Origin of the sequence: Bradyrhizobium sp. AZCC 1678 (assembly GCF_036924765.1) — a bacterium.
GTDB lineage: Bacteria > Pseudomonadota > Alphaproteobacteria > Rhizobiales > Xanthobacteraceae > Bradyrhizobium > Bradyrhizobium algeriense.
Map to the genome: position 1 here is coordinate 7,180,673 of NZ_JAZHSE010000001.1, position 24,926 is coordinate 7,205,598.

The following is a 24,926-nucleotide window of genomic DNA, read 5'->3' on the forward strand; positions in this document are numbered from 1 at the left end:
GAAGTTAGTGGGCAAGCCCGTAATTGTACGGTCGTCAGGATGCACGCCTGTAGTGGCGCCCAAGGGCCGACCTTAACGGTGTATGCCGCATGTTCTATTTTGGGGGCAGAGTATGTTGGAGCGAGATCGATTGGAGAATGCGGCTACAGGGATAAAAGTCACCTGTACGGTTGCGGACAACATCAACGTCGCGTTCTATCAGAATGCCGTGCCGATCATCCGGGACCTCGCAGTCGAAAACGCCCTAGGCAGCGACCTAGCGGGAATTTCGGTCCATCTCACGTCCGAACCGCCATTTCTCACGCCGGGGATTTGGCGCATCGAGCGCATCGCGGACCAGGCAGTTCACCATATTCGCAGTCTCGATCTGAAGCTTGATCCCGCCTTTCTCGCCGGCATCAACGCCTCGCGGCGCGGCGAACTGCGCATTCGGGTCGAAGCTGGCGGGACCGTGCTCGCCGAGCAAGCCATCGAGATCAACTTGCTGCCGCCCTCGCACTGGGGCGGCGTCAATTCGGCGCCGGAACTGCTGGCCGCCTTCGTCAGACCGACCGATCCGAGCGTGGACGTCATCCTGCGTGAGGGTTCCGACAAACTTGCCGCCGCCGGTCGCGACGAGGCCATGGACGGCTACCGCAAGGGCACCAAGGCCCGCGCCTGGGAGATCGCCGACGCGATCTGGGCGGCGTTGGTGTCGCATTCGATCGCCTACGTCCTGCCGCCCAAGAGCTTCGAGCGTTCGGGCCAGATGGTCCGGGGCCCAAGCGATATCCTGTCACGGAAGGTAGGTACCTGCCTCGATCTTACGCTGCTCTACGCCTCATGCCTCGAGCAGGCGGGCCTCAACCCAGTCCTTGCCCTGACCGAAGGCCATGCATTTGTTGGTATCTGGCTGGTCGACGAGGATTTCTCCGGTCTCGTCATCGATGACCCTCAAATGTTGCGCAAGCGCGTGCAGCTGGAGGAAATGGTCGTGGTCGAGACCACGCTGCTGACAGGCGCGCACCCGGCGCGCTTCAAGCAGGCGGTCGAAGCAGCCAAGAAACTGATTGCCGAGGATGCCGCCTCGCCGTTCGAGCTCGCCATCGACGTGCGCCGCGCGCGTAGCGCCAAGATACGTCCGCTCGACCTCTCGGGCTCAGCGGAGCCGGCGATCCGACCCGTCACCGCCACAGCGGCCGCCCAGGAAGTCGGCGAAGTTCCGCATTTCGAAGAGAATCTCGACAAGCGTCGCGAACCGGTAGCCGAGAAGAACCTCGACAGGCTCGAAATCTGGAAGCGCAATCTTCTCGATCTCTCGCTGAAGAACCGGCTGCTCAACTTCAAGGACTCCAAATCTACCATCGCGATCGAGTGCCCCGATCCCGCGATGCTCGAGGATAGGCTTTCCGACGGCGACCGCTTCAAGCTGCTCGGCAAAACCACCGTGCTCGACGGCAGCGACGGACGCGACACGACGCTGCTCGCCGATCGTCAGGACGAGGAGGCGCGCAAGGATTTTATCCTCGACGCGATGAAGCGGGGCGACCTGCACACCAACGTCGCCGACGCCGAACTTGATGGCCGGCTCACCGATCTCTACCGGGCTTCGCGGCTTGCTTTCGAGGAGGGCGGCGCAAATATCCTTTATCTATGCCTCGGCTTCCTGAAATGGACGCCGCAGGACGGTGCCGGGCCGTACCGAGCGCCGTTGATCCTGATCCCCGTACAACTCGAACGCAAAAGCGTGCGCTCGGGCTTCCGTCTCGCGCTGCACGAAGACGAAGCGCGCTTCAATCCGACTCTCCTACAGATGCTGAAGCAGGACTTCGATCTGTCGATGCCGGAATTCGACGGCGAACTGCTGCAGGACGCCACCGGCATCGACGTCGCTGGGATCTGGAAGACAGTCCGACGCCACATCAAGAGCATCAAGGGCTGGGAGGTGACGGAGCAGGTCAAGCTTGCGACGCTGTCCTTCACCAAGTACCTGATGTGGAAGGACCTTGTCGACCGCACCGACCTGCTCAAGCGCAATCCGGTCGTTCGCCACCTGATCGATACCCCGACCCACAGCTACGAGGGCTCCGAGGCGGGCTTCATCGACGCGCGGACCATCGACGAGGTCGTCGACCCGGCTGAACTGTTCGCACCGCTCTCGGCCGATTCCTCGCAGATCGCTGCGGTCGTCGCCGCCCAGCGCGGCGCGGACTACGTGCTGTTCGGCCCGCCCGGCACCGGAAAGAGCCAGACGATTGCGAACGCCATAACGAACTGCCTTGCCCACCAGAAGACCGTGCTGTTCGTCTCGCAGAAGACCGCCGCGCTCGAAGTCGTAAGGCAGCGCATGCAGGCCATCGGACTAGGCAACTACTGTCTTGAGGTGCACTCGACCAAGGCCCAGAAGTCGAGCGTGCTGGAGCAACTCGCGACCGCCTGGCGCGAGCGCAATCTGGTCACTGAAGAGCACTGGTCAACGGCCGCCGGCGAGCTGAAGAAGAGGCGCGATCAGTTGAACAGGCTGGTCTCGGCCCTGCACCGCAGGCGCGCGAACGGCATGACGGCCTACGAGGCCTTCGGGCGTGTGGTCGCGGATCGAAACCGCCTCGCCGACATCGAGCTGACTTGGCCGGCCGGAACGGTGCATTCGCCGGACCAGCTTGCCCGGATGCGGGAGAGTTGCACGGACATCCGCACCGCATTGGAGGCGGTCGGCGACCCGTCGGTCCACCCGTTGCAGGGTATCGACCAAACCCGCTGGAATCCTGCCTGGGCGCAAGCTCTGCAGCAGGCGATCGATCGGCTGCAGGCCACGCTGCAGCAAATGCGCGAGGCGGCGGACGCGCTCGTCACCTCCCTTGGACTGAACGAGGTCACCGACGACAGCTCATTGCCGCAACTCGTCAAGCTCGTCGCGCTGATGCTGAACCCGGATGCCGCAGATGGCGTGCTGCTGCTCAACGAAGAGGCTCCCCACCGTATCCGCGCGCTGACTGCCCTGGCCGATGTGGTCGGCCGCATCCGCGACAAGGCGCCCGAACTGTCTGCCGAATACGATCTCAAGGCAGCGCTGCTCGACCTATCGGCCCTGCAGCGGGAATGGACCGAAGCCTGCGCATCCAACGTGCTGGTGCGCAGCGGCCGCAAGAAAAAGGTACGTCTCCATCTGCAGCCCTACTGCCCCGGCGAGGTACCCGACGAGATCGGACGCGACCTCATCGTCCTGCAAGACCTTTGCGATCTGCTTCGCGGACTGGAAGCGCTCAGGCCGCATTTCCGCGGCATCGAACGGTTGTGGCGGGGGCTGGATAGCGACCCGGCACGCATCGCGGCCCTGATCAAATGGGCTCAGGACCTGCAAACCGCGGTCGACGCCTTCCAGGTCGACGACGTGCCGCCGGAACGGATAACCGCCCACGTCGCCGGCCTCCTCGCCCATGACATCTCGCGCTTCCGTTCCGGCGGCCAGGTACGCAGGGCGTTCGACGCCATGCACCAGGCCTTCCCGGCCATGCATCAGGCAGCCAAGGATGTCGGTGCTTGCATTGGCCTCGATCGCCCGGAAGAGATCATTCGGCTGGAGCCCGGCTGGATCGATGCGTTGCAAGAACGGGCGGCGCGCTGGAAGGCCAACATCATCAAGGCGCCGCAATGGGCGACATGGCGGGCGGCGGCGAAGACGACGCGGGCCGCCGGACTTTCCCCGCTGGTGGATGCCGTCGAGGACGGCCGCGTTACGCGCGACGAACTCGTCGGTGCGTTCGACTACGCCTATGCGCGCTGGGTCGCGGAGACCATCGTCAACGAGGACGAGGTTTTGAGCGGCTTCCTCGCCGAGAGGCACGAGGCTGCCATCGAGGCCTTCGTCGCCGCCGACAAGAAGATCTGCGAACTCGCCAGGCAGATCGTCAAGGCGCGGATCGGCACTTCGGTACCGACCCAGACCAATTTCGGCAAGGATCCGGAATGGGGCACGCTGGCGCGCGAGATCAACAAGAAGGCACGGCACATGCCGCTGCGCCAGCTCTTCGGACGAATTCCGAACGTCATGACCCGGCTCGCGCCGTGCATCATGATGAGCCCGCTTTCAATCGCGCAATACCTTCCGGCAGAGGCGAAACCGTTCGACGTCGTAATCTTCGACGAGGCTTCGCAAATCCCCGTCTGGGACGCCATCGGCGCCATCGCGCGCGGCAGCCAAGTGATCGTCGTGGGCGATCCGGAACAGCTTCCGCCGACCAGCGTCGGCCAGCGCGGCGTCGACGACGAGGAGGACGACGGTTCAACCGTGCAGAGCCAACAGAGCATTCTCGACGAATGCCTCGCCTCGAACATCCCGAGCATGCGACTGTCCTGGCACTATCGCAGTCGCCACGAAAGCCTGATCGCGTTTTCGAATGCGAAATACTACCGCGGCGAACTGATGACCTTCCCGTCGCCGGTGACCCGCGACACTGCGGTCCGCTACGTCCACGTCGAGGGCGGTATCTACGAACGCGGCGGCGCGAAGGTAAACCGTAAGGAAGCCGAGGCCGTGGTTGCCGAGGTAGTCCGGCGCCTGAAGACGTCAACCAAATCGATCGGCGTCGTCACCTTCAATGGGGACCAGCAGCGGCTGATCGAGAACATGCTCGACCAGGCGCGACGTAGCGATCCGGCGCTGGAGCCCCATTTCGACCGAAACCAGACCCCCGAACCGATCCTCGTCAAGAACATCGAGAATGTTCAGGGCGACGAACGCGACATAATCATCTTTTCGGTGGCCGTCGGCCCCGACAAGACCGGCCGCGTTACCGCGCAGATCTCCTCGCTCAACAGCGAGGGCGGCCACCGCCGGCTCAACGTGGCAGTCACCCGTGCGCGCAGCGAACTTCTTGTGTTCGCGACGCTGCGTCCAGAACAGATCGACCTCGGGCGCACCAGCGCCAAGGGCGTGGTCGACTTCAAGCACTTCCTGGAATTCGCCGAGCACGGCGCGCGCGCCATCGCCGAGGCCTTCTCTCCGACGGGTCGCGAAACGGAATCGCCCTTTGAGGATGCGGTGATGGGCGCGCTGCAGAGGCGCGGGTGGGAAGTTCACCCCCAGGTGGGGGTGTCGTTTTTCCGGATTGATCTTGGTGTCGTGCACCCCGACTTTCCAGGCCGCTATCTCGCCGGCGTCGAATGCGACGGCGCCACCTATCACCGCTCAGCGACGGCCCGGGATCGCGATCGCCTGCGCGAGATGATCCTGACCAGCCTCGGCTGGCGTATCCGGCGCATCTGGAGCACCGAGTGGTGGATGGACGCCTCGTCGGCGGCGGATAAGATCCATTCGCGCCTGAGCGCCGATCTCGAAGCCGACCGCGCATCGCGGCCTCCGGCCGCCTCCCCCGACGAGGCCACCGATACTGACGCGTCGATAGCCAGGGAGGAGATGACCCCGGCCAGCGCTGAAAATCCGCCGGAGGAGGCTCAAGGCATCCCCTCCGACCAACCGCTGAGCCCTATTGTGGCAATCGAGCACGAACCGCAACACTTGCCACAGGTTGTCCCTGATCCGGCGAACGACCGCGAACTCGTCGAGGAGCCGAGGATGTACGCGCGCGGACCGACGCCGGCTGTAGCGGCCCCTGCCGCGATGCCTGGTACCTACACTAAGGCCGACCCGAGCACAGTCGCCGCGCCGGACCGCGAACGCTTCTACGACACTGCCTACCGCGGCAATATCCGCAACATGATTGACCATGTGATCGAAATCGAAGGACCGATCTATTTCGACGTTTTGATCGACCGCATCGCCCGCGCTCATAGCTTCCAACGTTCGGGCGAAACCGTGCAGCGGATCGTCCGGGCGGCGCTCGGACGAGGCCGCTTCCCCGCAACCCGGGACGGCGATCGCGAGATCATCTGGCCGCAAAACACCTCGCCCGGCGCCAAATCGCCCTATCGCCGCGCCGGCGGCCGTGAGCACGGCGACGTACCGTTGCCCGAACTGGCGAGCCTTGCCGATTTCCTTCGTACACAGGGCCTGGAGGAGAATGAAGACCTGATCCGCGGCATGCAGGAGCATTTCGGACTGGGCCGGCTCGCGATCTCCACGCGTCAGCGCTTCGAGGCGGCTATAATGTCTAATGAGGACTGAGCAAGAGCCGGCATCCCAGTCCGAATTATTTGAAGAAGAAACCACCCACCGGGAGCGCGAGCGAGCCACACTAACTTAGTTCGTGCGCGCCTCAAGTTGTCCCCCTGACACACGGACCGAACGGCTTTGGCCTGGTAGCTCGGTGTCAGGGCCCCTCTCCGGCGACGCTCTATCAAAGTGGATTGAACGAGGACGAGTCCTTCTGGCGCTTAAACCCCTACGCAGCCCCCCCAATCCGATAGTCGCAAATCGAAATATGTGAGGTTGACACACCCGTACCCGGGATGCGGCCCAGGCTGGCCTTGCTCTCGCTCACTAGTTGCGGAATGATACGAGTGGGCCGGGGGACCGCTAAGGTGTCAGAGGTAACTGATTTCATTGCGCTCGACGTAGAGACTGCAAATGCTGACTTTGCTAGTATTTGCTCAATCGGGCTCGTTCACTTTCGATCGGGTGCCGTATTCAAATCACTGACAATTCTTGTCAATCCCGAAGATGAGTTCGACGCGCTAAACATCGGAATTCACGGAATCCGTCCAGAAGACGTCGCCGGGAAGCCAACGATGGCGCAGGTCTTTCCTGCGATAAGCGCCTCATTGTCTGACGTTGTAGTCATACATCACAGTCACTTCGATAGGACAGCAATGGCGCGTGCCGCAGCCAAATACGGGGCTGGGCCGCTTCCAGGTATTTGGTTGGATAGCTTGCGAGTGGCGCGCCGCGCTTGGCCTCTCTTGAACGACGGCGGCGGCTACGGAATTGCCCGTCTCGCTTCCGAATTCGAAATCAGCTTTGCCCATCATGACGCAGCTGAAGATGCCCGCGCCGCTGGGCTCTTGATGCTGCGCGCGATCGCCGATACCGGCTACGGACTGGAAGATTGGCTGAAGCGGGTAGACTTGACGATATCCGGCCGAGACCCGCGGCGATCTGCGAGTGCCGGCGACCCATCAGGGGTGCTGGCTGGGGAAACCGTCGTGTTTACTGGAAAGCTAGAAATTCCTCGCGGCGTAGCTGCCAAGGCAGCGGCCGGCATGGGCTGCGATGTCGCCGACAGCATTAACAAGCGCACGACCATTTTGGTCGTAGGCGACCAAGACTTGCGTCGCACCAAGGGAAACGAGAAAAGTTCGAAGCACCGCAAAGCTGAGCAAATGATCGATGCTGGCGTCCCGATTCGAATTGTGGGCGAAAGTGACTTCATGTTGATGGTCGGACAAGCTGCTTTTGACGAAGCGACGTTGACGCATCCTGAGACCGTCTCCCCACCGTCTGACTCGAGCAGAATCCGAGAACTCGTTATTGAACTTGCACCCGAAGCAAGCCGGATTAACGATTTGGTTGAGCGGATAAAGCTGCTGAAGCGGTCCGGCGACTATTCAGCAGCACTTGACCTCCTACTGGCCGAGATAGAGTCGCAGGAGCGGGTAAGCGTTGAACAAAAATGCGGAGTTGCGCCCTGGTATTACGAGCAGGCTGCAATAATCTACCGGAAGCTCGACGCTCCACATGCAGAGATTGGAATCCTAGAGAGATTTGCACAGCAGCGGCATGCTCCGGGTGTTGGGCCGGGGGAATTGTTACTCAGGCTGCAAAAAGCCAAGTCGCGCCTAACTACCTGATGCCAAGAAGGAGCCTCACCAGTCAAAGCAATTCATTTCGGAAGAGCGGTTCACAACTGGGCCGGCCATATGATGCTTATTGTTAATATTGCCAAGCTTTTTAATGCCGGCGTGCTGGCCGAGCGGAACCAGAAGTCTCCCAGTATTGGGTTCAAGCGCTTCAATCTGATCTATGGCTTCAATGGTTCCGGCAAGAGCACCTTGTCGCGCTGCTTTGCCACATTGCAGGCCGACGTGACGGTGGGCCGCCTTCCCAGTGGTTGCGAATTTGAGTTTGTTACCGACACCAACGCGACCGTTTGCGCTGGAGCCAGCAATATTCTTAGCGGACACATTGCGGTCTTTAACGAGGACTTCATCGAGGAAAACCTTCAGTGGTCGACTGGACGAGCCAAACCGGTGTTTTACATCGGCCGGGAGCAGGCCGAATTGGCGGCGGAGCTCGCCAAAGCTGAAACGGAAATCCCGCTTGCAAACGAACGTAAGTCAGCGGCGGATCGGCTATTGCGCGCGAAAGAGCAGCAATTGACGACCTTCAAGCGTCAGCATGCAAAAGCTATTTCTAATGAGCTTCGGCAAGCGAGCCGCAAATACGAGGCGCCGCAGCTGACCGCCGATTATACCAATCTCGATCTCGGTGAGGATGCAACACTTGATGATGAAGCGCTGGCTGCAGAGCGCGAAGTCTGCCGGCTGGAAGCACCCATGCCGCAGCTCGATGAGATCGCATTCGGGATAGAGGGGATTGCGGGCGCATTGAAAGCCGCCGGCGAGCTTGCGGTGCATACGCCTTCCGTCTCAATCATTGCCGAACTCGAAAATCATCCGGACATGTTGATATGGGTGAAAGAAGGGAGCACTTACCACATCGACCATGGGCTCGATGCCTGCCTGCTCTGCGGGGGAGAACTGACGGCTACGCGCAAGCAGCGTTTGGAACGGGCGCTCGATGAGGGGTTTCAACTTTATGTCGACGGGCTGGAGCGGAGCAAGAGTGTAATGGAAGGGGCAAAGCAAAGCTGCCTGCTTGCGGCCGACGACCTGCCCGCGGCGAAAGAAGTTTCGGCAGATCTGCGAAGTTCCTACGAAAGCGCAATGGAGCAGCTGAAGAACGGTCTCAAAGGTATTCGCGAAACGTTCCTCGATCCAGCGATTGCGACGATAGACGCCAAACTCGCGCGACCGACGGCGAAGCTGGCAGACGATGATCTCGCATGGCATGGCTCTAGTAAGTCTCGAAAAGTGCTTGACGGCCTCGACGAAGCGACTTTGAGCGTCAATCGCATCATCAGACAGCATAATGAGGCCACGGCCGGCTTCGTGCAGCGTCAAACTGATGCACGCCTCGCGCTTCGACGCCACCATCTAGCAGACAAGCATGACGAATACAAAGGTGCAACGATCGGCGTGGCCTCAGCCGAGGACGAAAGGGATGCGGCCGCACGGGCACTTCAGGATCTTCAGGACCAAGCCTTAGATCTGAGGGCGCGTATCAGGGAGCACGGTCGCGCGGCTGAGAAAATCAACCAACTGATTGCGGCGTACTTGGGCCATAAGGAACTTTCCATTCTGAGCGTCGAAGAGGGTTATGTAATCCGGCGGCGCGACAAGCCGATCGAGGGGAGCCCTAGCGAAGGTGAGAAGACCGCGATCGCGCTGTGCTATTTCCTTTCGACCTTGGAGGCGGAGGGACGGTCGATCCGGGATCGCATCGTGGTTATCGACGACCCGATCTCGAGCCTGGACAGTAGGGCGCTCAATTACGCTTGTTCGCTGGTCCTCAGCCGGCTCGCGAATGCGGCCCAGATGTTCGTGCTTACGCACAACCAAAACTGCATGAATGAGTTTAAGAAGGCTTGGAAAAACTTGCACAGGCCGCGCAACGAGGCGATTGCGCCAACTGCGGCCCTGCTGTTCTTAGATGTGAAAATACCGAAAGGAACGGACCAGCGGTCGACTTCGATCATCGAGATGTCAAAATTGTTGCGTGAATACGATTCCGAGTACCACTACCTTTTCGATCACGTGCTTAAGTTCGACGCTAGTAGCGATCCCGACTACGAGTACGCCTACATGATGCCGAACGTGTTGCGGCGCGTGCTTGACGTATTTCTCGCGTTTCGATGCCCCGGCAGCGCCGGATTCGGTTCAAAGATGGGACAGTTACGCAAGGACCACACCGCACTTGACACCGAACGGGTGTCGGCGCTGGAGCGGCTGGTCCAACTTGAGTCTCACTCCGACAACCTCGATGATCTCATCAGCTTTTCATCCATGACGCTGGAGGAGAGCAAGACAGCCGCGACAGCCCTTATCGGGATGATGGATATCGTCGACCCAACGCATCTCGCTGGCTTGCGCCGACTTTGCCGGTAAAGCCTAGCGGCACGAACCATTACCTGATGCTACGACCGCTCTGGCAGGTAGGATGCGCCGTTGGACCGAGGGCCCTGACAACATTTTTTCTGGTAATCACTTGCCCACGCCGAGGATTGCTACCTCAAAGGTTGCGCTTGGCCGAAATGAAATCCGCAAATTCCGGGGCCAGGTCGCGGTGATTTGCCTCGCAAAATTCCTGAACGATCGGACGAATCCGTCGAAGCGCTGTTCGATGGTCCCCCTGGGAGGGGCCAGGTTGGCAAGTTATACCAGTTTTGCCTCGACGAGCACCCGTCGATAGAGATCAATGAACTGGCTCACTAACCCCCAGCCCTTGTTCGACGGCGCGTTGCCGACGAGCAGGCAGAGCGTCCACAGCAAGTCCCGATACGCCTTCGAGAACTGCGATGACATCAGTTCCGAAAGGCTCTCGTTCATTCCGAGATGTCCGCCGTCTCCGGCATACAGGAGCAAATTGCGAAACTCCGCCCTAGCGGTTACGAATTCGCGGACGGTCATGCCACTCTGCTCGCGCACTTCATTTTCAAAATCTCGGTAGAGCTCCTCGACTATCTCTTCATGATCGAGATCTTCGCGAGATACCGATACGTCCAACGGATTGAATGGGATCGAGGCGTTCGTCCCGCCGCGCTCTTCCCGGCCAAGCCGAAGGACGAGGCGGCCGTCCACGATCGAAGGTTCGATCCTCATGAGCAGGACCTCTTCAAACCCGGGAAACGTGATGCCGTGAGAGATCATGTCGCCCAGCACGAACCTGAACTGCGACAGGACCGGATAGAAGGCCAGCTTTACGCGATGATTCTTGTATTTTCCGATGAAATCGCCGTGCGCCGGCAGTCGATCCGAATTCAACTTGAGCCACTCGAAGATCGCGACGACGAGTTCCTCTTCGGCGGCGATGCATCTAATCGCTCCCATCTCGTCGTCAATTCCGCGCAGTTGGGTTGCTTTGATGAAGTGATCGAGCGCCTTCGCGATCCTCGAGACGACCTTCCGCGGCGCGGCGTCGAACAGGAATTCGATGAATTCCTGCCCGATTAGGTCGGCGAAGGGCCGGAGCACGTTGTCCTCCTCGCTTTCGATGGTGTCGGTCACTGGAACCTCACAAACGCCTTCAAAAACGACCGGCCCCGCTTGCGCGTCTCCACACGGGCCCCGGACGCGGTACGGCGATCAAAACAGGAAGATATCTTGCCGAGACGGGCGGACGCACTCGCGGTTCTTATCACGTCGAATCGGGCTAATGCACCTGGGCCGAGGTTTGCCGACGCCGCGTAGACGCCGCCGGTCGACGGTCGCCGCAGCCGCCACGTCGTACCGCTGATGCTTCAGTATCTCGTCGGGGTACATAAAGTCGGATGGCGCTTCTCCGTACCTCTGGCCTTCGGTACAGGGGTATCATTATGAATAGCCTCGAGGATTGGCCGATCAATCTTCGACTTCCGACGGAGCGTCTTGAACCGGTACAGCCACCCGTGGTTGGGCGCGACCTTTCTCCCGTTACGTCCAAGCCTCTGACTCACTCGGGGAGCTGTTTCCGACGTGCGTGTACGTCAGGTTCTTCCGATCCGCATTTCCCCCGATGGCCTCGGCGCTCATTGCCGCGTGCAAATGGCGCTTTCGAACAGAACCGAGCACTTGAAGGGCCCCGGTGTGGCCTTCTGGTCCGACGCATCGACCGTGAAGCTCTGAAGCCTGCCGCGCGCTCCGAGAGCACGCGACAGTTTCACCGCCTTGGCTTCCGATCTGAATGCCACGCAACTGCAGTCGCAACAGCCGTATGAACAGCAAGCGGCCTGACCGGACGTCGCACCTACCAACAAGAGCCCGACAGCGGTTAGCAAAGTAATTCCGAGACGCGTCATAAGGTCCTCCCGTGCTTCAGCGAAGCAGAACCGGCTTACCGATCTCCAAGGTCTTGATCTGGTCGTTGAACGAAGCGTCCGACTCCTTCAGCGCCTGTTCCAGCGAGAGCTCCCCGCTTTCGATTCTTGCCTTCAAGGAGTCGAATTCCTTCTGGTCGAAAGGTGGGGTGAAGGCTTCGACGTGATAAGGCACGGCCAAGCAGTTCGGACATGCCGGCCTGTAGTCGAAGTCCCAGCGCGGTCCGAACCGATACACGGCCACATACATTAGCTTGGCCTGAATCTCGTTCACGCCGTTGGCGAGCATCGCCGTGTAGAACGTCCAATGAACGGAGGTCCATGATTCCTTCCTAGTATCGCAGAGGTAATCGTGGATTACCGACGCTTCGCGATATTTACCGGTCCACGGGCTTCCGATCAGCGACCACAACGGCCAAGGGATTGACGCTCCGTCGACCTTCCAACCGGCCGGAGTCACCCACTCCTTTCCCTGCGGATCGACGTAGGCGAACGGAGCCAGCAGCATCGCCGTGCGGCCGTCATGGCTCATCCGCAGATCCAACGTACCGACAAAGGAGCCGAACCTCGGTCCCGGGTCCGCCGCTTGCGCACTTGTGGCCATAAAGAAGATGCTGGCAGCCCACAACAAAATTCGCACAGCCACTCACTGAATGGTAGTATCAATATTAAAATGCAATCCATCATACGATGGAGTCACTATCTGCCGTCAAGGCCTATATCGATCGGTTTGGGGGAATTCTTGCGAGACCTGTGCGTCGTGACAGCTGCGCTACTAATCGCATGCAGCTCCGCATCGAGCGGTCGCGCGGATGTTCTTCGCGGCAGTAGCGGCGCCGTTGAGAACGTCCGGGTTATCGCCTTTGACCGAGCTACCCTCCGATACGCGGAAGGTTGCGGCGGAACGGGCGAGCGGTTGGCCGCCTGGACCGAAGTCGAAAGCGTTACCTTCGAAGCCGCTTGCGGGTCCACCGCCCTTGAGCCGGCACCGGCGCCTCCGGATTGCGCCGACGGGTCGCTGGACGTTTTCGTCGTCGATTTCGGCGTCCCCACCGCTCCCGTCATTGCCGAGAGCGCCGCCCTGACGGTCGATCACAACATCCATCTCGATACGTTTCGCCCATGGGAACAGGCTCACGGGCCGATCTCCGCCGTCAGGAGCGTTGCGAAGCGAAGAGTCTGCAGGAGCCACATCCCGGAGAGTTTCGAAGTGCCGGCCTCGTTTTGCCACGAAGGTCGGCAAGTGGCCGTCGCGTTCGACTATAAGGCGCCGCTGAGCAACAAGATCCTGACGAACGGCTTCTCCTTTGTGCTGCGGACCGTCGGTCCCGTTCCTGCAGCGTTCGACATCGATGCGTTCGGAGCGGAGGTGAGAAGCGCCTTCCAATCGGGGATTTCGTTGTGGACGTCTTCGATGAAGGACATCGAAGCGCGGCTTAGTCCGGATCTCCGAAAATTCCTGGACGGAAGGACGAGCCGAAGCTCCAACGGTTATTCTCTGTTCATCCCACCTCAGGTCATCCGCCTCGCATGTCCGCAGAGCGCTACATTCGTGGTCGAACTCGGCTTCGATGACGAGGAGCTCTTCCCGAAGTTCCCGCTTGTCCTAGCGAGGGCCAAGATCGAGGGGCGCACAATCGCCCTCAACATGCGGGCGTTCCAATGCTTCAGGTCGGAATTCAAGTTCGACGCGAACAAGAGGCTCAGCTTCCAGCTCGACGACGGATGCATCAATCTCGTGCCAATCATGGCACACGAGTTGGGGCACGCGTTCGGCCTCAACCATTTCGACGATGCGGCGACGCACGCCCTGATGGATAGCCAATTTTCCCGTGACGCGCTGGCGCCGACCGAGCGCGACACCCTCGCTCTGGCCGCGGTGCTAGAACAGTCGATCGTTGGCGCGACGCCCGGAGTCCTGCGATTTGTATCCAGTTCCGGAGTCAGACCGCCGGCCGATTGGGCGGGCTTTCCTCCAAACTGAATTTCGATAGCGGGAGCTCAGCTACTTGAAGGCGCGTGGACGAAGATCGACGATCTTAGCCGCCTGAATGCCCACGTCGAGTCCGTCGCACTGCACCGGCCACTAGTCATTGCTTAAGAGTTGGAAAATATGTTGAGAGCACCTTTCAGTTCCGAGTTTGATCCCTCTGAGGAAGCCGAAGGCAGTTCCGATCCTCTCGGACTGTTCCCCGGCTATGAACGCCTTGCCGACCGTTTGCTGCCGGCCGTGACCGTACGGATGGGCCATCCGCGCTTTGTAACAGCTATCGCGATCGGCGCGCGCATCTGCGACGATTGGGAGGCCGACGCGGTTGCTGCGGACGGCCTAACGCCGCCCTGGCTTGTGTGGGAATGGTTTGTCGTCGAGGCGTTCGTGCGCGCGGAGGACTCGTCCTCGGCGACTTTCGGCGTACCCGGCATTCAGAAGGTTCGGCGATCCTTGCGCAACCAACGCCCCGTGTGTGCGACCGCCTATCTCAAGACTCCCAATGCGTTTGGCTTCACCGGCGTGTTTCGCCGTCTCGCCCGCGGCATCGGAATCATCACAGACGATGGAACGCTCGACGACGGGGGCTACGAATTGGTTTCCGCTTGGGCGAGGGATCAAGGGCTCGACGGGTTCCTTGATGGGTCGGGGGGCGTCGGGCCTGCCTTTCGCGAGCGGCTTCGGCGCGCGGTCGCTCAAGGGATGGAGAAGGGGCACACCACATACCAGTCCGGAGACTTTTGGCGCGAGCTCGCCAGCCGGGTCGATCCGATAGCACCGGGCCGCCGCGAAAAGGCGATCCTGGCCCAACGCATTCTGTCCCGCGCCGGCCAAGCCGAGATGGTCGCACACCTGAAGAACGCGCTGATTGCACAAGGCGGCGTGAGCGGGCGCGACCACGAGGCGCCTTTTCTCCGCAAGCTGAGCCGCAAGGCTCCGGCCGAGCTTCAACATTTGCTCACCGCGATCGACGCTTATGAAACGTTCGGGCGTGCGATCACCGATGCGTTCGATGGCTTGCGCTATTGCGCATCAAGTCACGGGGGCGCGCCGGTAGATGCTCAGAGCTTCGCAGCGACGAAGCCCGCCAAGTCCGCGCTCGCGCTCCTGGCACCGAGCCTCGCGCGTGTTCGCTCCCATCCAACGCTGCTGGAATGGGAGCGTGACCAGAAGGGCATCGCCCAAGCCATCGATCGGTTCGAGGACGTTCGAACCGCCGCCGATCTCTTTGAGGCGATTCTCCATCATCACGAGCAGGTTCAGCGCAACAAGCCTCCGAATGGGAAACGCACCTGGTTCGAGCGCGGCACGCGCGGACGGGTCGCCTTGCGCGCCGGCTATACTGTGCACGAACCGCCCTCCAGTAAGGGCGGCTATGTTCACGAGTATCGTATTCCGACCTTTTCCGGATTTCTCTCCGACCTCGGAGTCCTCCGATGAGCGGCCAGCGTTCGTCGACTTCCGAGCAAACGCGCGCGCGCCTGCTCGATCTGTGGACCGGCGAGGAAGCTTATGGCCGTCCCGTCGGCTGCGTCACGACAAGCTTTACGTTCGACGCCGAGCTTTTCGAGGAACAGTGCCTCGCGCGCTTCTTGTCGATTCAGAGCAATCCCAATGAAACCGCGAAAGCCTATCTCATCGAACGTGAAGAAAAACTCGCGCAATGCTTTGCCTGCGTTCTCGTCGATAGCGCACATGCCGCCGCCGACCGCAGCCTGCGCTGGCACATGCTGCCGGTCAGATTGCTGGGCGGCGGCGTGTTACATGCCAAGTTGACGCTACTTGTGTGGGAGAACTTCATCCGGATTCTGATCGGGTCCGCCAACCTCACGGAGCCCGCCTACCGCCGCAATCAGGAAGTCATGACCGCTCTCGATTTCGGCGGGCAGGAAAATCCGGCACCCGAACTGCTGAGCGAATGTGTCGCGTTCCTCCATCGCGTGCGAAGGCTCGCGCCTGGATTTGACCGCTCCGATGTTGGGCCACAGGCCGCTTTAGCCAGTTTCCTCGCGTCGATTGAACGACGGGCACGCTCTCTGCCACCCGCGGATCGCGACGATGCCGAATGCACGCTGATCCCCCTCGTGCCCGGCGGCGATACGGTGGTTCAACAACTCAACGCCCGATGGGTTGGACCAAGGCCGGACCGGGCATGGGTCTTGAGCCCGTTTTTCGACGAAGACGCTCGCGCCGGAGCCACGGCCGCAGCCTTTGCGGCCATTCTCACCACGCGCGGCGAACGCCGGTTGAGCTTTGTCGGGCCCGGACGGACCTTGCCGGACGGGACCGTGCAGATTGATGCCCCGGCTGCGCTCAAAAAGCCGTCGCATCCATCCCTCCGGCATGCGTTTTCCGTCGTTGAACAGGGCATTGAGATCGAAGGCATACAGGAGGATCGGCCTCTCCACGCGAAATCCGTCTGGCTGGAGCGCGACGACCGCGCGCTCTACATGCTTGGATCGAGCAACTTCACGGCCGCGGGCCTTGGCCTCCACCCTCGGCACAATATCGAATTAAACCTTGCCTACACCATCCGTGATCGCGGGTCGCGCTTCGGAAAACTCTGTGCGCAGTCTTGGCCGCAGGAGCATGAACTCGACAACATCGAGGGCGTCCAGTTTCTCGGCGGCTTGCCCGACTCGGCTGACAGCGCGGACGCGCCTCCCTTGCCGGCCGCGTTCGGTCTGGCCCTCTTCTGCCTGGACGAGCGGGGCGCACGCCTCGAACTTGAGATCGGGACAGGCGCGCCGCCCGTCTTTTCCGTTCTTTCCAAGGAGCATGGTGAGCTCCTGGACGGTCAGGGCTGGGCGCGCAGCGGAAGCCCGCGTACTGTTGTTCTTCCGTGGGACACGAAACGACCTCCCAGCTCGCTCGAAGTCCGTTGGCAAGACGATGCAAAAAGCGAATGGAGCGCGCCATGGGTCGTCAATGTTGCCGATATGTCAGCCTTGCCGCCTCCCGACGAACTCGGAAGCCTTTCGCTTTCGGAACTGATCGAAATTCTCACCTCCGCCCGGCCACTGCACGAGATCGTCCTGCGCATCCTCCAGCGCCGAGAAGGCCAGAAGTCATCCGGAACACTTCTTGAGGTCGACCCGCACAAAAAGGTGGATACCAGTCAATTTCTGCTGCGCCGCATGCGGCGCGTTGCTCAGGCACTGGAGGGCATGCGTGAGCGCCTACAGCAGCCCGTAAGCTCCCTCGACGCTCTCCGCTGGCGCCTGCGGGGACCAATCGGGCCTGTTGCCTTGGCAAAGCGGCTCTCGGCTGAGGACCCGGAAGGGGCCGCGTTTATGATCACCGAGGTCGCCGCCACGCTACGCAGCGTCGCATGGAAGCCTTCGGGGGCACTGCGTCCCCATGCCATCGATCCGGAGGTCACTGAAATCACGCGCTCATTGCAGGACCTCGCCCGCCAAGCGCCCGCGCCGCCCAGTCTTGTTTCATACGTCACGGCCTCTTTTGAGGAGCTGCTATCGTGACCTGGCCCATCGATATTGGCGATCTCGGCGAGCGCCTTGATCTCAGAAACGATCGCGTCAGCAATTCCGATGCGCTTCGGCAGCAGCGAACGATCGCGGAGATTCTGCGTCGGCTGGGCAATCAGCCGGGCATCGTGCTGGCCGATGAAGTGGGCATGGGAAAGACGTTTGTCGCTCTCGGCGTCGCCATGCTGGCCGCTCTCGCTGACCGCGGGAGGCGGCCGGTCGTCATTATGGTGCCTTCATCGCTCCACGAAAAATGGCCCCGCGATTTTGCTGTATTTGCGGAGCGCGCGATCAAACGTCCCGGCGAGAAGGCGCTTCGCGCCGTCCCTGTTGCGTCCGCGTTGGACTTTTTTCGACTCATCGATAACGGAGCGACGCGCCGACCTCAGATCATCTTTCTCAAGCATGGCGCGTTCCATGTGCAGAATATCGACCAGTGGGTGCGCCTCGCGGTGATCAAGCGCGCGATCAGCGGCATGCACCTGGGCGAAAAACGGAACGCTCTGCCCCGCTTTGCCGCAGCTTTGCTGCGAACCAAGTCCTCCTACAACGACCCGGATCTCTTCGCCAAGCTGCTGCGCATTTCGAATCGGGAATGGCGCCATGTCATCAACGACCACTACCGGGACCGCCCCGAACTTCAGCTCACCGACACGCCGATTCCCGACGCCATCCAAAGAGTGCTCGAATCGAGCGATATTGACATCGCCGCTTTGCGCGATTGCTTGCGGGAGCTGCCGGCGCGGGAATCCGTTTCGATCGAGGACCGTTTGGAGCGTGCGCGCCGTGCGATCAACGATGCGCTGCGAACGATGTGGCCATCGACTCTCGCAAAAGCCCGGTTTCGCTCGCCGCTTCTGATTCTCGACGAAGCTCATCACCTGAAAAATCCGGCGACCCGTCTGGCGTCCCTCTTCGTGACCGATGACGCGCAGGAGGACGCCGGTACAATTACGGGCGCGTTGGATGGCTCGTTCGAGCGGATGATGTTCTTGACGGCCACACCGTTTCAACTCGGCCACCATGAATTGCTGAATGTGATTGGCCGATTTCGAGGCATCGCCTGGAAAACGTTGTCCCAATCCACCAAGGAGCAGTTCGAGGCGGAACTCGCATCGCTCGGCAAGACACTGGACCGTGCGCAGCACCGCGCGGCCGAACTCGACAAGCGCTGGTCCTCCCTTCGTCAGGAGGATCTCGTCGACACGAGAGGCCGAGAGGTCTCCATCGAAGATTGGTGGGGGCGCACCGCCGCCAATCCCGAGGATCGAGCGGAGCGCATTCAGATGGTCATGCGATCCTTCCAGCAAGCGCAGGACGCCATGAAGGAAGCCGAAGTGCCGCTGCGCAAGTGGGTTATCCGACATCTACGCGATCCGCTGCTTCCGGGCGCCAACGTCCCGCGGCGTTCGCGCCGCGTCGGCCGGGGTATTGCCTTGTCAGCAGATGGCGATGGCGGCCTGCCGGTTGGAGACGACGCTTTGCTCCCCTTCCTGCTTGCCGCACGTGCCCAAGCCGTCGTGATGCGTGAAGGGATAAAAGCCGGACGAGCTACATTTGCGGAAGGTTTGGCGTCGAGTTACGAAGCCTTCCTTGAGACGCGCCGCAATGGATCGCCCGGCGAAGATGAGGAGGAGGAAGCAAAAGCAGCCTCGTCCGACCAGCTTGTGAACCGCTACATCGCGAAGCTGGCGGCCGCGCTTCCCGACGAAGCCGCCTATGCGCAGCATCCGAAGATTGCTCCGTTGGCAGCGCGGGTTCTCGATCTTTGGCGGCACCGTGAGAAGGTGGTGGTCTTCTGCCATTATCGTGAGACCGGGCGCGCCATCGTAAGGCACCTTTCCGCAGCGCTAGAGCGACAGCTTTGGAGCGACGCCGCACAGAGGTTTGAGCTGGGGCAGGAAAGCGTTCGAAAAGCCGTGACCGATTTCGGGGCGCGCTTCGACACGGATCGGGGTATGCGCCAGCCTTTGCACGACGAATTGACCCGGCGCCTCGCGCCATACGTTGAATTGAGCAAAGACGAGCAGGAGCGGATACACGACGTTGTCCGCCGCTTCGTCCGGACGCCGCTGTTCGTCGCCCGCTATTTCGACATTCGCCAGCGCTCCGGCGAATCCACGTTGCAAGAGGCGTTCGATACCCGCGACTTGTCAGGCATCACCCTCGGGGAGAAGATCGATGCCTTTTTGAAGTTTATTGCTCGGCGGTGCTCGCCGCTTGAGCGCCATGATTATCTCGACGCTTTGAGCCGAATGCAGCCCGGGATTCGCGGGGAGACTCAGCGCGACAATGACGATGATTTGAGCCAGATGAAGGAAGTTGGCGTGATGCCCAATATCCGACTCGCGAACGGACTCGTGAAGCAGGAAACGCGTCAAAGGCTGATGCTTGCGTTCAACACCCCGTTCTTCCCGGAAGTCCTCGTTGCCTCAAGCGTTCTCGCCGAAGGCGTCGATCTCCACCTAAGCTGCCGCCATGTGATCCATCATGATTTGAGCTGGAACCCCAGCACCCTTGAGCAGCGGACCGGCCGCGTCGATCGGATCGGCGCCATAGCCGAGAGCGTCGGCAAACCGATTGAGGTGTTCCTTCCGTACGTAGGCGGCACGCAGGACGAAAAGCAATTTCGCGTCGTCATGGATCGGGAGCGCTGGTTCCAGGTGTTGATGGGTGCCGACTACCGGACCGACGAATCCTTCACGGAAAAGGCTGCGGAGCGGATACCGCTGCCGGCTGCCGCCGCAAAGGCTCTGGCATTCGACCTATCCGTCAAATCGGACTTTGATGCCAAAGACGGCAAACAATTGCCAATCGTTACTTCTCTTTCCACCGTGCGGGCATCGTCCAGTCCGCATTGCTCGGATAGCCTCACGCCAATCCCGCCTCCCCTCGAAAGACGAACTTGAATCATCGAAATATCCGGGAATCCCTCAACAGATCCTAGATTACTGGCTGCTTCCCAGCAGTGCCGATGCCAGGACGATCATGGCCTTTGTGTCGCGCCCACAGTAAGCGCGCAGCGCGGCATCGATGGCGCGCCGACGCGATTGACTCGTGTCTGCCGCAATCGCCTCGCGATAAGCCTTCTGAGCGCTGCCTCCGTCTTTCACCTCAAGGCCCGCGTAGTCGAGTTCGACAGCAACTGTTGGCAGGACGGCCTTAATCGACCAGCTGCCGCGTTGATCCCGGTGATACCAGTTAGCCCGCGTCACCGGCAGCAGATCGACCACCCGATCGGCAATGGCACGAAGCCCCGCCTCGAGATCCGGGAACACACTCGCCAATTCGATGATACGCCTCTTCTCGAAACTGGCACCGTAGGCGATCACCGCACCGGTCGACGGGATCATTTCGACCAGTGCCTCGGCACAGGGGCGACGCGGGTCGGCGCCGTCGAGGCTAAGGAATTCCTGATGCTCAATGTCGCCCTTGCTTTGCTCGATATGCGCGGAAAACTGGAAAGGAATCGGTTGATGAGGACGCGTGCCGCACCAACGCGGAACCGGGAACCCGATCGTCTCGAAGTCGAGCCAAGTCCGCGGATAGGCCCAGCCCTCCATCGCCGCGCGCGCACCTTCGGCATCGCGATAGACCTCTCCCGTTAGGGTCGCGTCGTAAACCCTTCGGTCGATCACGCGCGTCAGTTGGGCAGGGTCAATTTTGAGTAGGTCATCAATGCCCTGCGCAAGCCACCGCTTACCGCTGCCGTTGGGCAATACCGTTACGGGCCATGCCGGTCCTGAGGGCACCGCTGACGCGGCCAAGTCCAAGCGTTGAGATGGTCTTTTCATGCGATCATATCGACCTAGTCTGCAAGTGTTATTAGATTCTATTCGCCCGGTGTTGAGATCTCACCGGAATCCGTGATGAAAAATAGCGGAGCGCTTTCTTTGTCAGAAAAAGCCGCGGCTGTGAGCGGTCCCCCAAAGCAGGCGCCGGTATCGATGTTCAATCGGTTCGGCCGTAGGTCCGGTTTCCGAGAGGGAGTTGGAGTATGGCCGTGCACCACGAGGACGCCGTGATCTTCTTCGGAAGACAGAAACGGCTCTCGCATCCACAGAAGGTCCTCTGCGGATTGTGATGATGGCGCCACGCCCGGCCTGATCCCCGCATGCACGAATAATCGGTGCGTGTCCCTTATCTGCAGGGGCAGGTTGCGCATCCAGTCAAGGTGTTTGGGAGGCAGGTCGCTCGGGTCATCCACTCTGTAGCTCTCAAGTGTCTGTTCGCCGCCGTTGCCCCACCACGTCATGAGATCACGATCCGAGCGGTGCTTATCGGCGGCCCGGATCAGCATTTCCTCGTGGTTGCCCCGCAGGCAGACGAAGCGGTCGCTCTGATCGATCTGCCGCCCAATCAAGAAGTCCAGGACATGCTTGCTGTCAGCCCCCCGATCAATGTAGTCGCCGACAAAGAGAAACCGAGCCCTCCATCCGGCACCAATCCCTTCGCAGGCCGTAAGAAGTGACTGCAGCTTGTCGAAGCATCCGTGAATATCGCCGATCGCAAACGTGATCAAATTCAAGGCCAAATCTCGGAAAGTGTATATCGGGTCAACTACGGGTTTCTAAATCGGATGCCGGAGCCAGATCTTTGCGTTTCTTTGATTCCCATACTATTCGACGAACCTCTAAGGGCAGTCGCCACCGAAAGCAAAGACAGCAGTCTATGTGTCCGAAAAGCCACTGTTAATCTTTCCTTGAAAATATCCGCAATTTCTCGGGCCCTAAATTGAATCTCTGAGTATCGATACTAGTCAGGAATTCCTACCATTGACCTCCTCCCCTCGAAGCGCGGTGTTCTGGTTCGTTGCCGAGCCTGGCGCCGAGCCGAAGCCCTCGCGCATGGCTGGCTACTTTTCGGAAATTCCGTCGGATTTGGACTTGTTGCCGGATCGATACTACAACCTCCCGCTCTACAAGGACGAGATCTGGCCCAACGTGCAGGCCGCCTTCGACTTCGTCGGGTTTCGCGACGTGAGCTGTCGGCCGGACGGGTCGGCGAGCTACCTCATTGACCCCGCGCTCAACACAAAAGCGTTTCTCGATGTCATTTCGGCGCAGACCGGGACGTCACTCGGGCAGGCGAAAGTGACGCTCAAAGATACTCGCGCCCCTGGGCGCATCGGGGCCCCGATTGCCGAAGATTACGATGCACACATTGAGTTCGGCCGTTCGGCGACAGAGCGGCCCAAGCCGAAGTTGGGCCCTCTGATCGAAGATCGGGCCTACGGCGCGATGTTGGGTCTCGCCGTTGGAGACGCCCTCGGGGTGCCGCTGGAATTCTCCGAGCGCGATTCCCTGCCGCACGTGTCCGAGATGATCGGCGGCGGCCCATTCGGGCTCAAGCCGGGAGAATGGACCGACGACACCGGCATGGCACTCTGTCTCGCCGATTCGCTGATTGCCAAAAGCACGCTCGACGAGATCGACCTGCTGAACAGGTTCGTTCGGTGGTGGAGGCAAGGCGAGAACAGCGTCAACGGCCACTGCTTCGATATCGGGATCACCACGCGGCAAGCCCTTGATCGCTTTGTCCGGCTCGGGACCCCGGCCGGGAGCGGTCCCCACGACAAGAATCACGCGGGAAACGGCTCGCTGATGCGATTGGCACCGGTCGCGATCTTTGCTGCATCGGATGTGACTGAAGCCGTCCGCCTCTCGCATCGCCAGAGCATGACAACGCATGCCAACGCTCTGGCGGCAAAGGCCTGCGAATTCTTCGGCACACTCCTGGTCGAGGCCATGCGAGGCTTGGACAAAAACACGGTGCTGCGATCGAGGTTCTGGTTCAGCCACGACGAACTCAACGGGATCGCCGCCGGCAATTGGGTCGGCAAGACACGCGATGAGATATCGTCCACCGGATACGTGATCGCGACACTGGAGGCTGCGCTCTGGTGCGTGCACCGCACGTCATCCTTTGAGAAGGCCTTGATCCTCGCGGTCAATTTGGGTCACGATTCCGATACCGTGGCCGCTGTCACCGGCCAGCTCGCTGGCGCCCTCTACGGCCGGGCCGGCATCCCGCAGCGCTGGCTCGAAAAGCTTGCCTGGCAAAAGCAGATCGAGGATCGCGTGGCGTCCCTGCTGCGCGCCAGGAAGCAAGCTCGCAAGACGAAAGCCCAATCATGATCGAATTGCCTTCCGGGTTTCGCGGCCGCATCCACCGCGGAACCCAGCAGATTGGTGGGACCTGCGTCGAACTCGAAGCCAGCGGGGAGCGCATTCTGCTCGATCTAGGGCTGCCGCTCGATGCCGACGAAGTTTCCGAAACGCTGCTGCCGGATGTCGCGGGCCTGCGCAGTCCGAATCCTGCGTTGCGAGCAATCGTGATTTCGCACGGACACGGCGATCACTGGGGACTTCTGCCGCTATGCAAGCCGAATGTGCCGCTGGCAATGGGCGCCGCGACGGCCCGGATCATGAGCGCAGCGGCGCCCTTCGTGCCGAACTTTTTCGCTCCTGACCTCTCTTACGAATTGCGCGATCGCAAGCCTGTCGAAATCGGTCCGTTTCGCGTCACGCCCTATCTGGTCGATCATTCGGCCTATGACGCCTACGCCCTGCTCATCGAAGCAGAAGGCCGTCGCCTGTTCTACAGCGGTGACATTCGCGCCCACGGCCGCAAGGGCGCGCTGTTCGAGAGAATGGTGACCCATCCACCGCAAGGCGTCGATACCATGCTGATGGAAGGCTCCAGTCTCGGCCGGCTCGACGAGGATGCGCGATTCCCAACCGAATCCGAAATTGAGGCCCGACTGGTCGAGAGTTTCACGGCGCCAGGCTTTGTCGCGATCTCAGCCTCGGCTCAGAACATCGACCGCATGGTCAGCATCTACCGCGCCTGCAAGCGCACGGGCCGGACGCTGCTACTGGATCTCTACGCCATGGAGATGTTGAAGGCCACCGGCAATGCCAACCTTCCCGCGGCCGGCTGGTCCAATTTGTCGGTTTACGTCCCGGAGTACCAACGCCGGCAGATCAAGAGAACCGAACGGTTCGACCTGCTTGAGCCCTACAAGCAGGCACGAATTTACCGCGAACATATGACCGAAATCGGCGATAGGACCGTGATGCTGTTTCGCCCGGCGATGATGCGCGATGTCGAGGCGGCCAATCTGTGGCCGAAAGCCAGGGCCGTGTGGTCGCAATGGGATGGCTACCTGAAAGACGGACCGGGCGCGAAGCTAAAGTCCGATCTCGCCGATCTCGGTGTCCCATTCGAAGTGATCCACACATCGGGACATGCAAGCATCGCCGATTTGAAGCGACTAGCAACTGCCATCGAAGCCAGCCGGCTCATTCCTATCCACACCTTCGAAGGGGATCGTTTTCAGACCTATTTCAGGAATGTCACCCGTCGCCAAGACGGCGAGTGGTGGGAGGTGTGAAGTCTCCCTGCCCTTGCCGCGGCATCAACTAACGCTCCCATTTC

General features: G+C 60.7%; 14 protein-coding genes. 9 read left to right on the forward strand and 5 right to left on the reverse strand.

Going from position 1 to position 24,926, the window contains the following annotated elements:
- Window positions 1-112: 112 nt before the first annotated feature.
- The 3 genes from V1294_RS34250 to V1294_RS34260 all read left to right on the forward strand — a co-directional run bounded on the left by V1294_RS34250 (window position 113) and on the right by V1294_RS34260 (window position 10,101).
- Window positions 113-6,103: a DUF3320 domain-containing protein gene (locus V1294_RS34250; RefSeq protein ID WP_334503507.1), complete on the forward strand. Its 5,991-nt coding sequence runs from the start codon at window positions 113-115 to the stop codon at window positions 6,101-6,103.
- 356 nt (window positions 6,104-6,459) lie between these two features.
- A complete protein-coding gene (locus tag V1294_RS34255) occupies window positions 6,460-7,725 on the forward strand; it encodes an exonuclease domain-containing protein (RefSeq protein WP_334503509.1) in 1,266 nt (421 codons plus the stop codon).
- A gap of 69 nt (window positions 7,726-7,794) precedes the next feature.
- Window positions 7,795-10,101, forward strand: coding sequence for an AAA family ATPase (locus tag V1294_RS34260; protein ID WP_334503511.1), 2,307 nt, complete (start codon window positions 7,795-7,797; stop codon window positions 10,099-10,101).
- 267 nt (window positions 10,102-10,368) lie between these two features.
- On the opposite strand, the gene V1294_RS34265 is transcribed toward V1294_RS34260, so the two are convergent.
- The 3 genes from V1294_RS34265 to V1294_RS34275 form a co-directional block, all read right to left on the reverse strand.
- Window positions 10,369-11,220, reverse strand: a complete 852-nt coding sequence (locus V1294_RS34265) for a hypothetical protein (RefSeq protein WP_334503513.1) — start codon at window positions 11,218-11,220, stop codon at window positions 10,369-10,371.
- A gap of 786 nt (window positions 11,221-12,006) precedes the next feature.
- A complete protein-coding gene (locus tag V1294_RS34270; protein ID WP_334503515.1) occupies window positions 12,007-12,540 on the reverse strand; it encodes a DUF1353 domain-containing protein in 534 nt (177 codons plus the stop codon).
- A gap of 243 nt (window positions 12,541-12,783) precedes the next feature.
- Complete coding sequence (locus tag V1294_RS34275) at window positions 12,784-13,146, reverse strand: hypothetical protein (protein ID WP_334503518.1); 363 nt, start codon at window positions 13,144-13,146, stop codon at window positions 12,784-12,786.
- A 105-nt stretch (window positions 13,147-13,251) separates the two neighbouring features.
- On the opposite strand from V1294_RS34275, the gene V1294_RS34280 reads away from it, so the two are divergent.
- From V1294_RS34280 to V1294_RS34295, 4 genes are all read left to right on the forward strand, one after another.
- On the forward strand, window positions 13,252-13,992 hold the full coding sequence (locus V1294_RS34280; protein WP_334503520.1) for a matrixin family metalloprotease: 741 nt from the start codon (window positions 13,252-13,254) through the stop codon (window positions 13,990-13,992).
- A 129-nt stretch (window positions 13,993-14,121) separates the two neighbouring features.
- Window positions 14,122-15,438: a hypothetical protein gene (locus V1294_RS34285; protein ID WP_334503522.1), complete on the forward strand. Its 1,317-nt coding sequence runs from the start codon at window positions 14,122-14,124 to the stop codon at window positions 15,436-15,438.
- On the forward strand, window positions 15,435-17,480 hold the full coding sequence (locus V1294_RS34290; RefSeq protein ID WP_334503524.1) for a hypothetical protein: 2,046 nt from the start codon (window positions 15,435-15,437) through the stop codon (window positions 17,478-17,480). Before V1294_RS34285 ends, V1294_RS34290 begins: the two co-directional genes overlap by 4 nt.
- On the forward strand, window positions 17,477-20,395 hold the full coding sequence (locus V1294_RS34295) for a DEAD/DEAH box helicase (RefSeq protein ID WP_334503526.1): 2,919 nt from the start codon (window positions 17,477-17,479) through the stop codon (window positions 20,393-20,395). The genes V1294_RS34290 and V1294_RS34295 overlap by 4 nt, the downstream gene beginning before the upstream one ends.
- Before the next feature lie 39 nt (window positions 20,396-20,434).
- Here the strand turns inward: V1294_RS34295 and V1294_RS34300 are convergent, their stop codons facing one another.
- Together V1294_RS34300 and V1294_RS34305 are read right to left on the reverse strand one after the other, a co-directional pair.
- Window positions 20,435-21,205 (reverse strand): DUF2779 domain-containing protein, encoded by a 771-nt coding sequence (locus tag V1294_RS34300; protein WP_334503528.1) that lies wholly within the window; start codon window positions 21,203-21,205, stop codon window positions 20,435-20,437.
- 113 nt (window positions 21,206-21,318) lie between these two features.
- The gene (locus V1294_RS34305; RefSeq protein WP_334503530.1) at window positions 21,319-22,014 is read right to left on the reverse strand and encodes a metallophosphoesterase family protein; all 696 of its coding nucleotides are present in this window, start codon (window positions 22,012-22,014) and stop codon (window positions 21,319-21,321) included.
- 415 nt (window positions 22,015-22,429) lie between these two features.
- Between V1294_RS34305 and V1294_RS34310 the strand changes: the two genes are divergently transcribed.
- Both V1294_RS34310 and V1294_RS34315 read left to right on the forward strand, forming a co-directional pair.
- Complete coding sequence (locus V1294_RS34310; RefSeq protein ID WP_334503532.1) at window positions 22,430-23,623, forward strand: ADP-ribosylglycohydrolase family protein; 1,194 nt, start codon at window positions 22,430-22,432, stop codon at window positions 23,621-23,623.
- Window positions 23,620-24,882: an MBL fold metallo-hydrolase gene (locus tag V1294_RS34315; RefSeq protein ID WP_334503534.1), complete on the forward strand. Its 1,263-nt coding sequence runs from the start codon at window positions 23,620-23,622 to the stop codon at window positions 24,880-24,882. The genes V1294_RS34310 and V1294_RS34315 overlap by 4 nt, the downstream gene beginning before the upstream one ends.
- Window positions 24,883-24,926 lie beyond the last annotated feature (44 nt).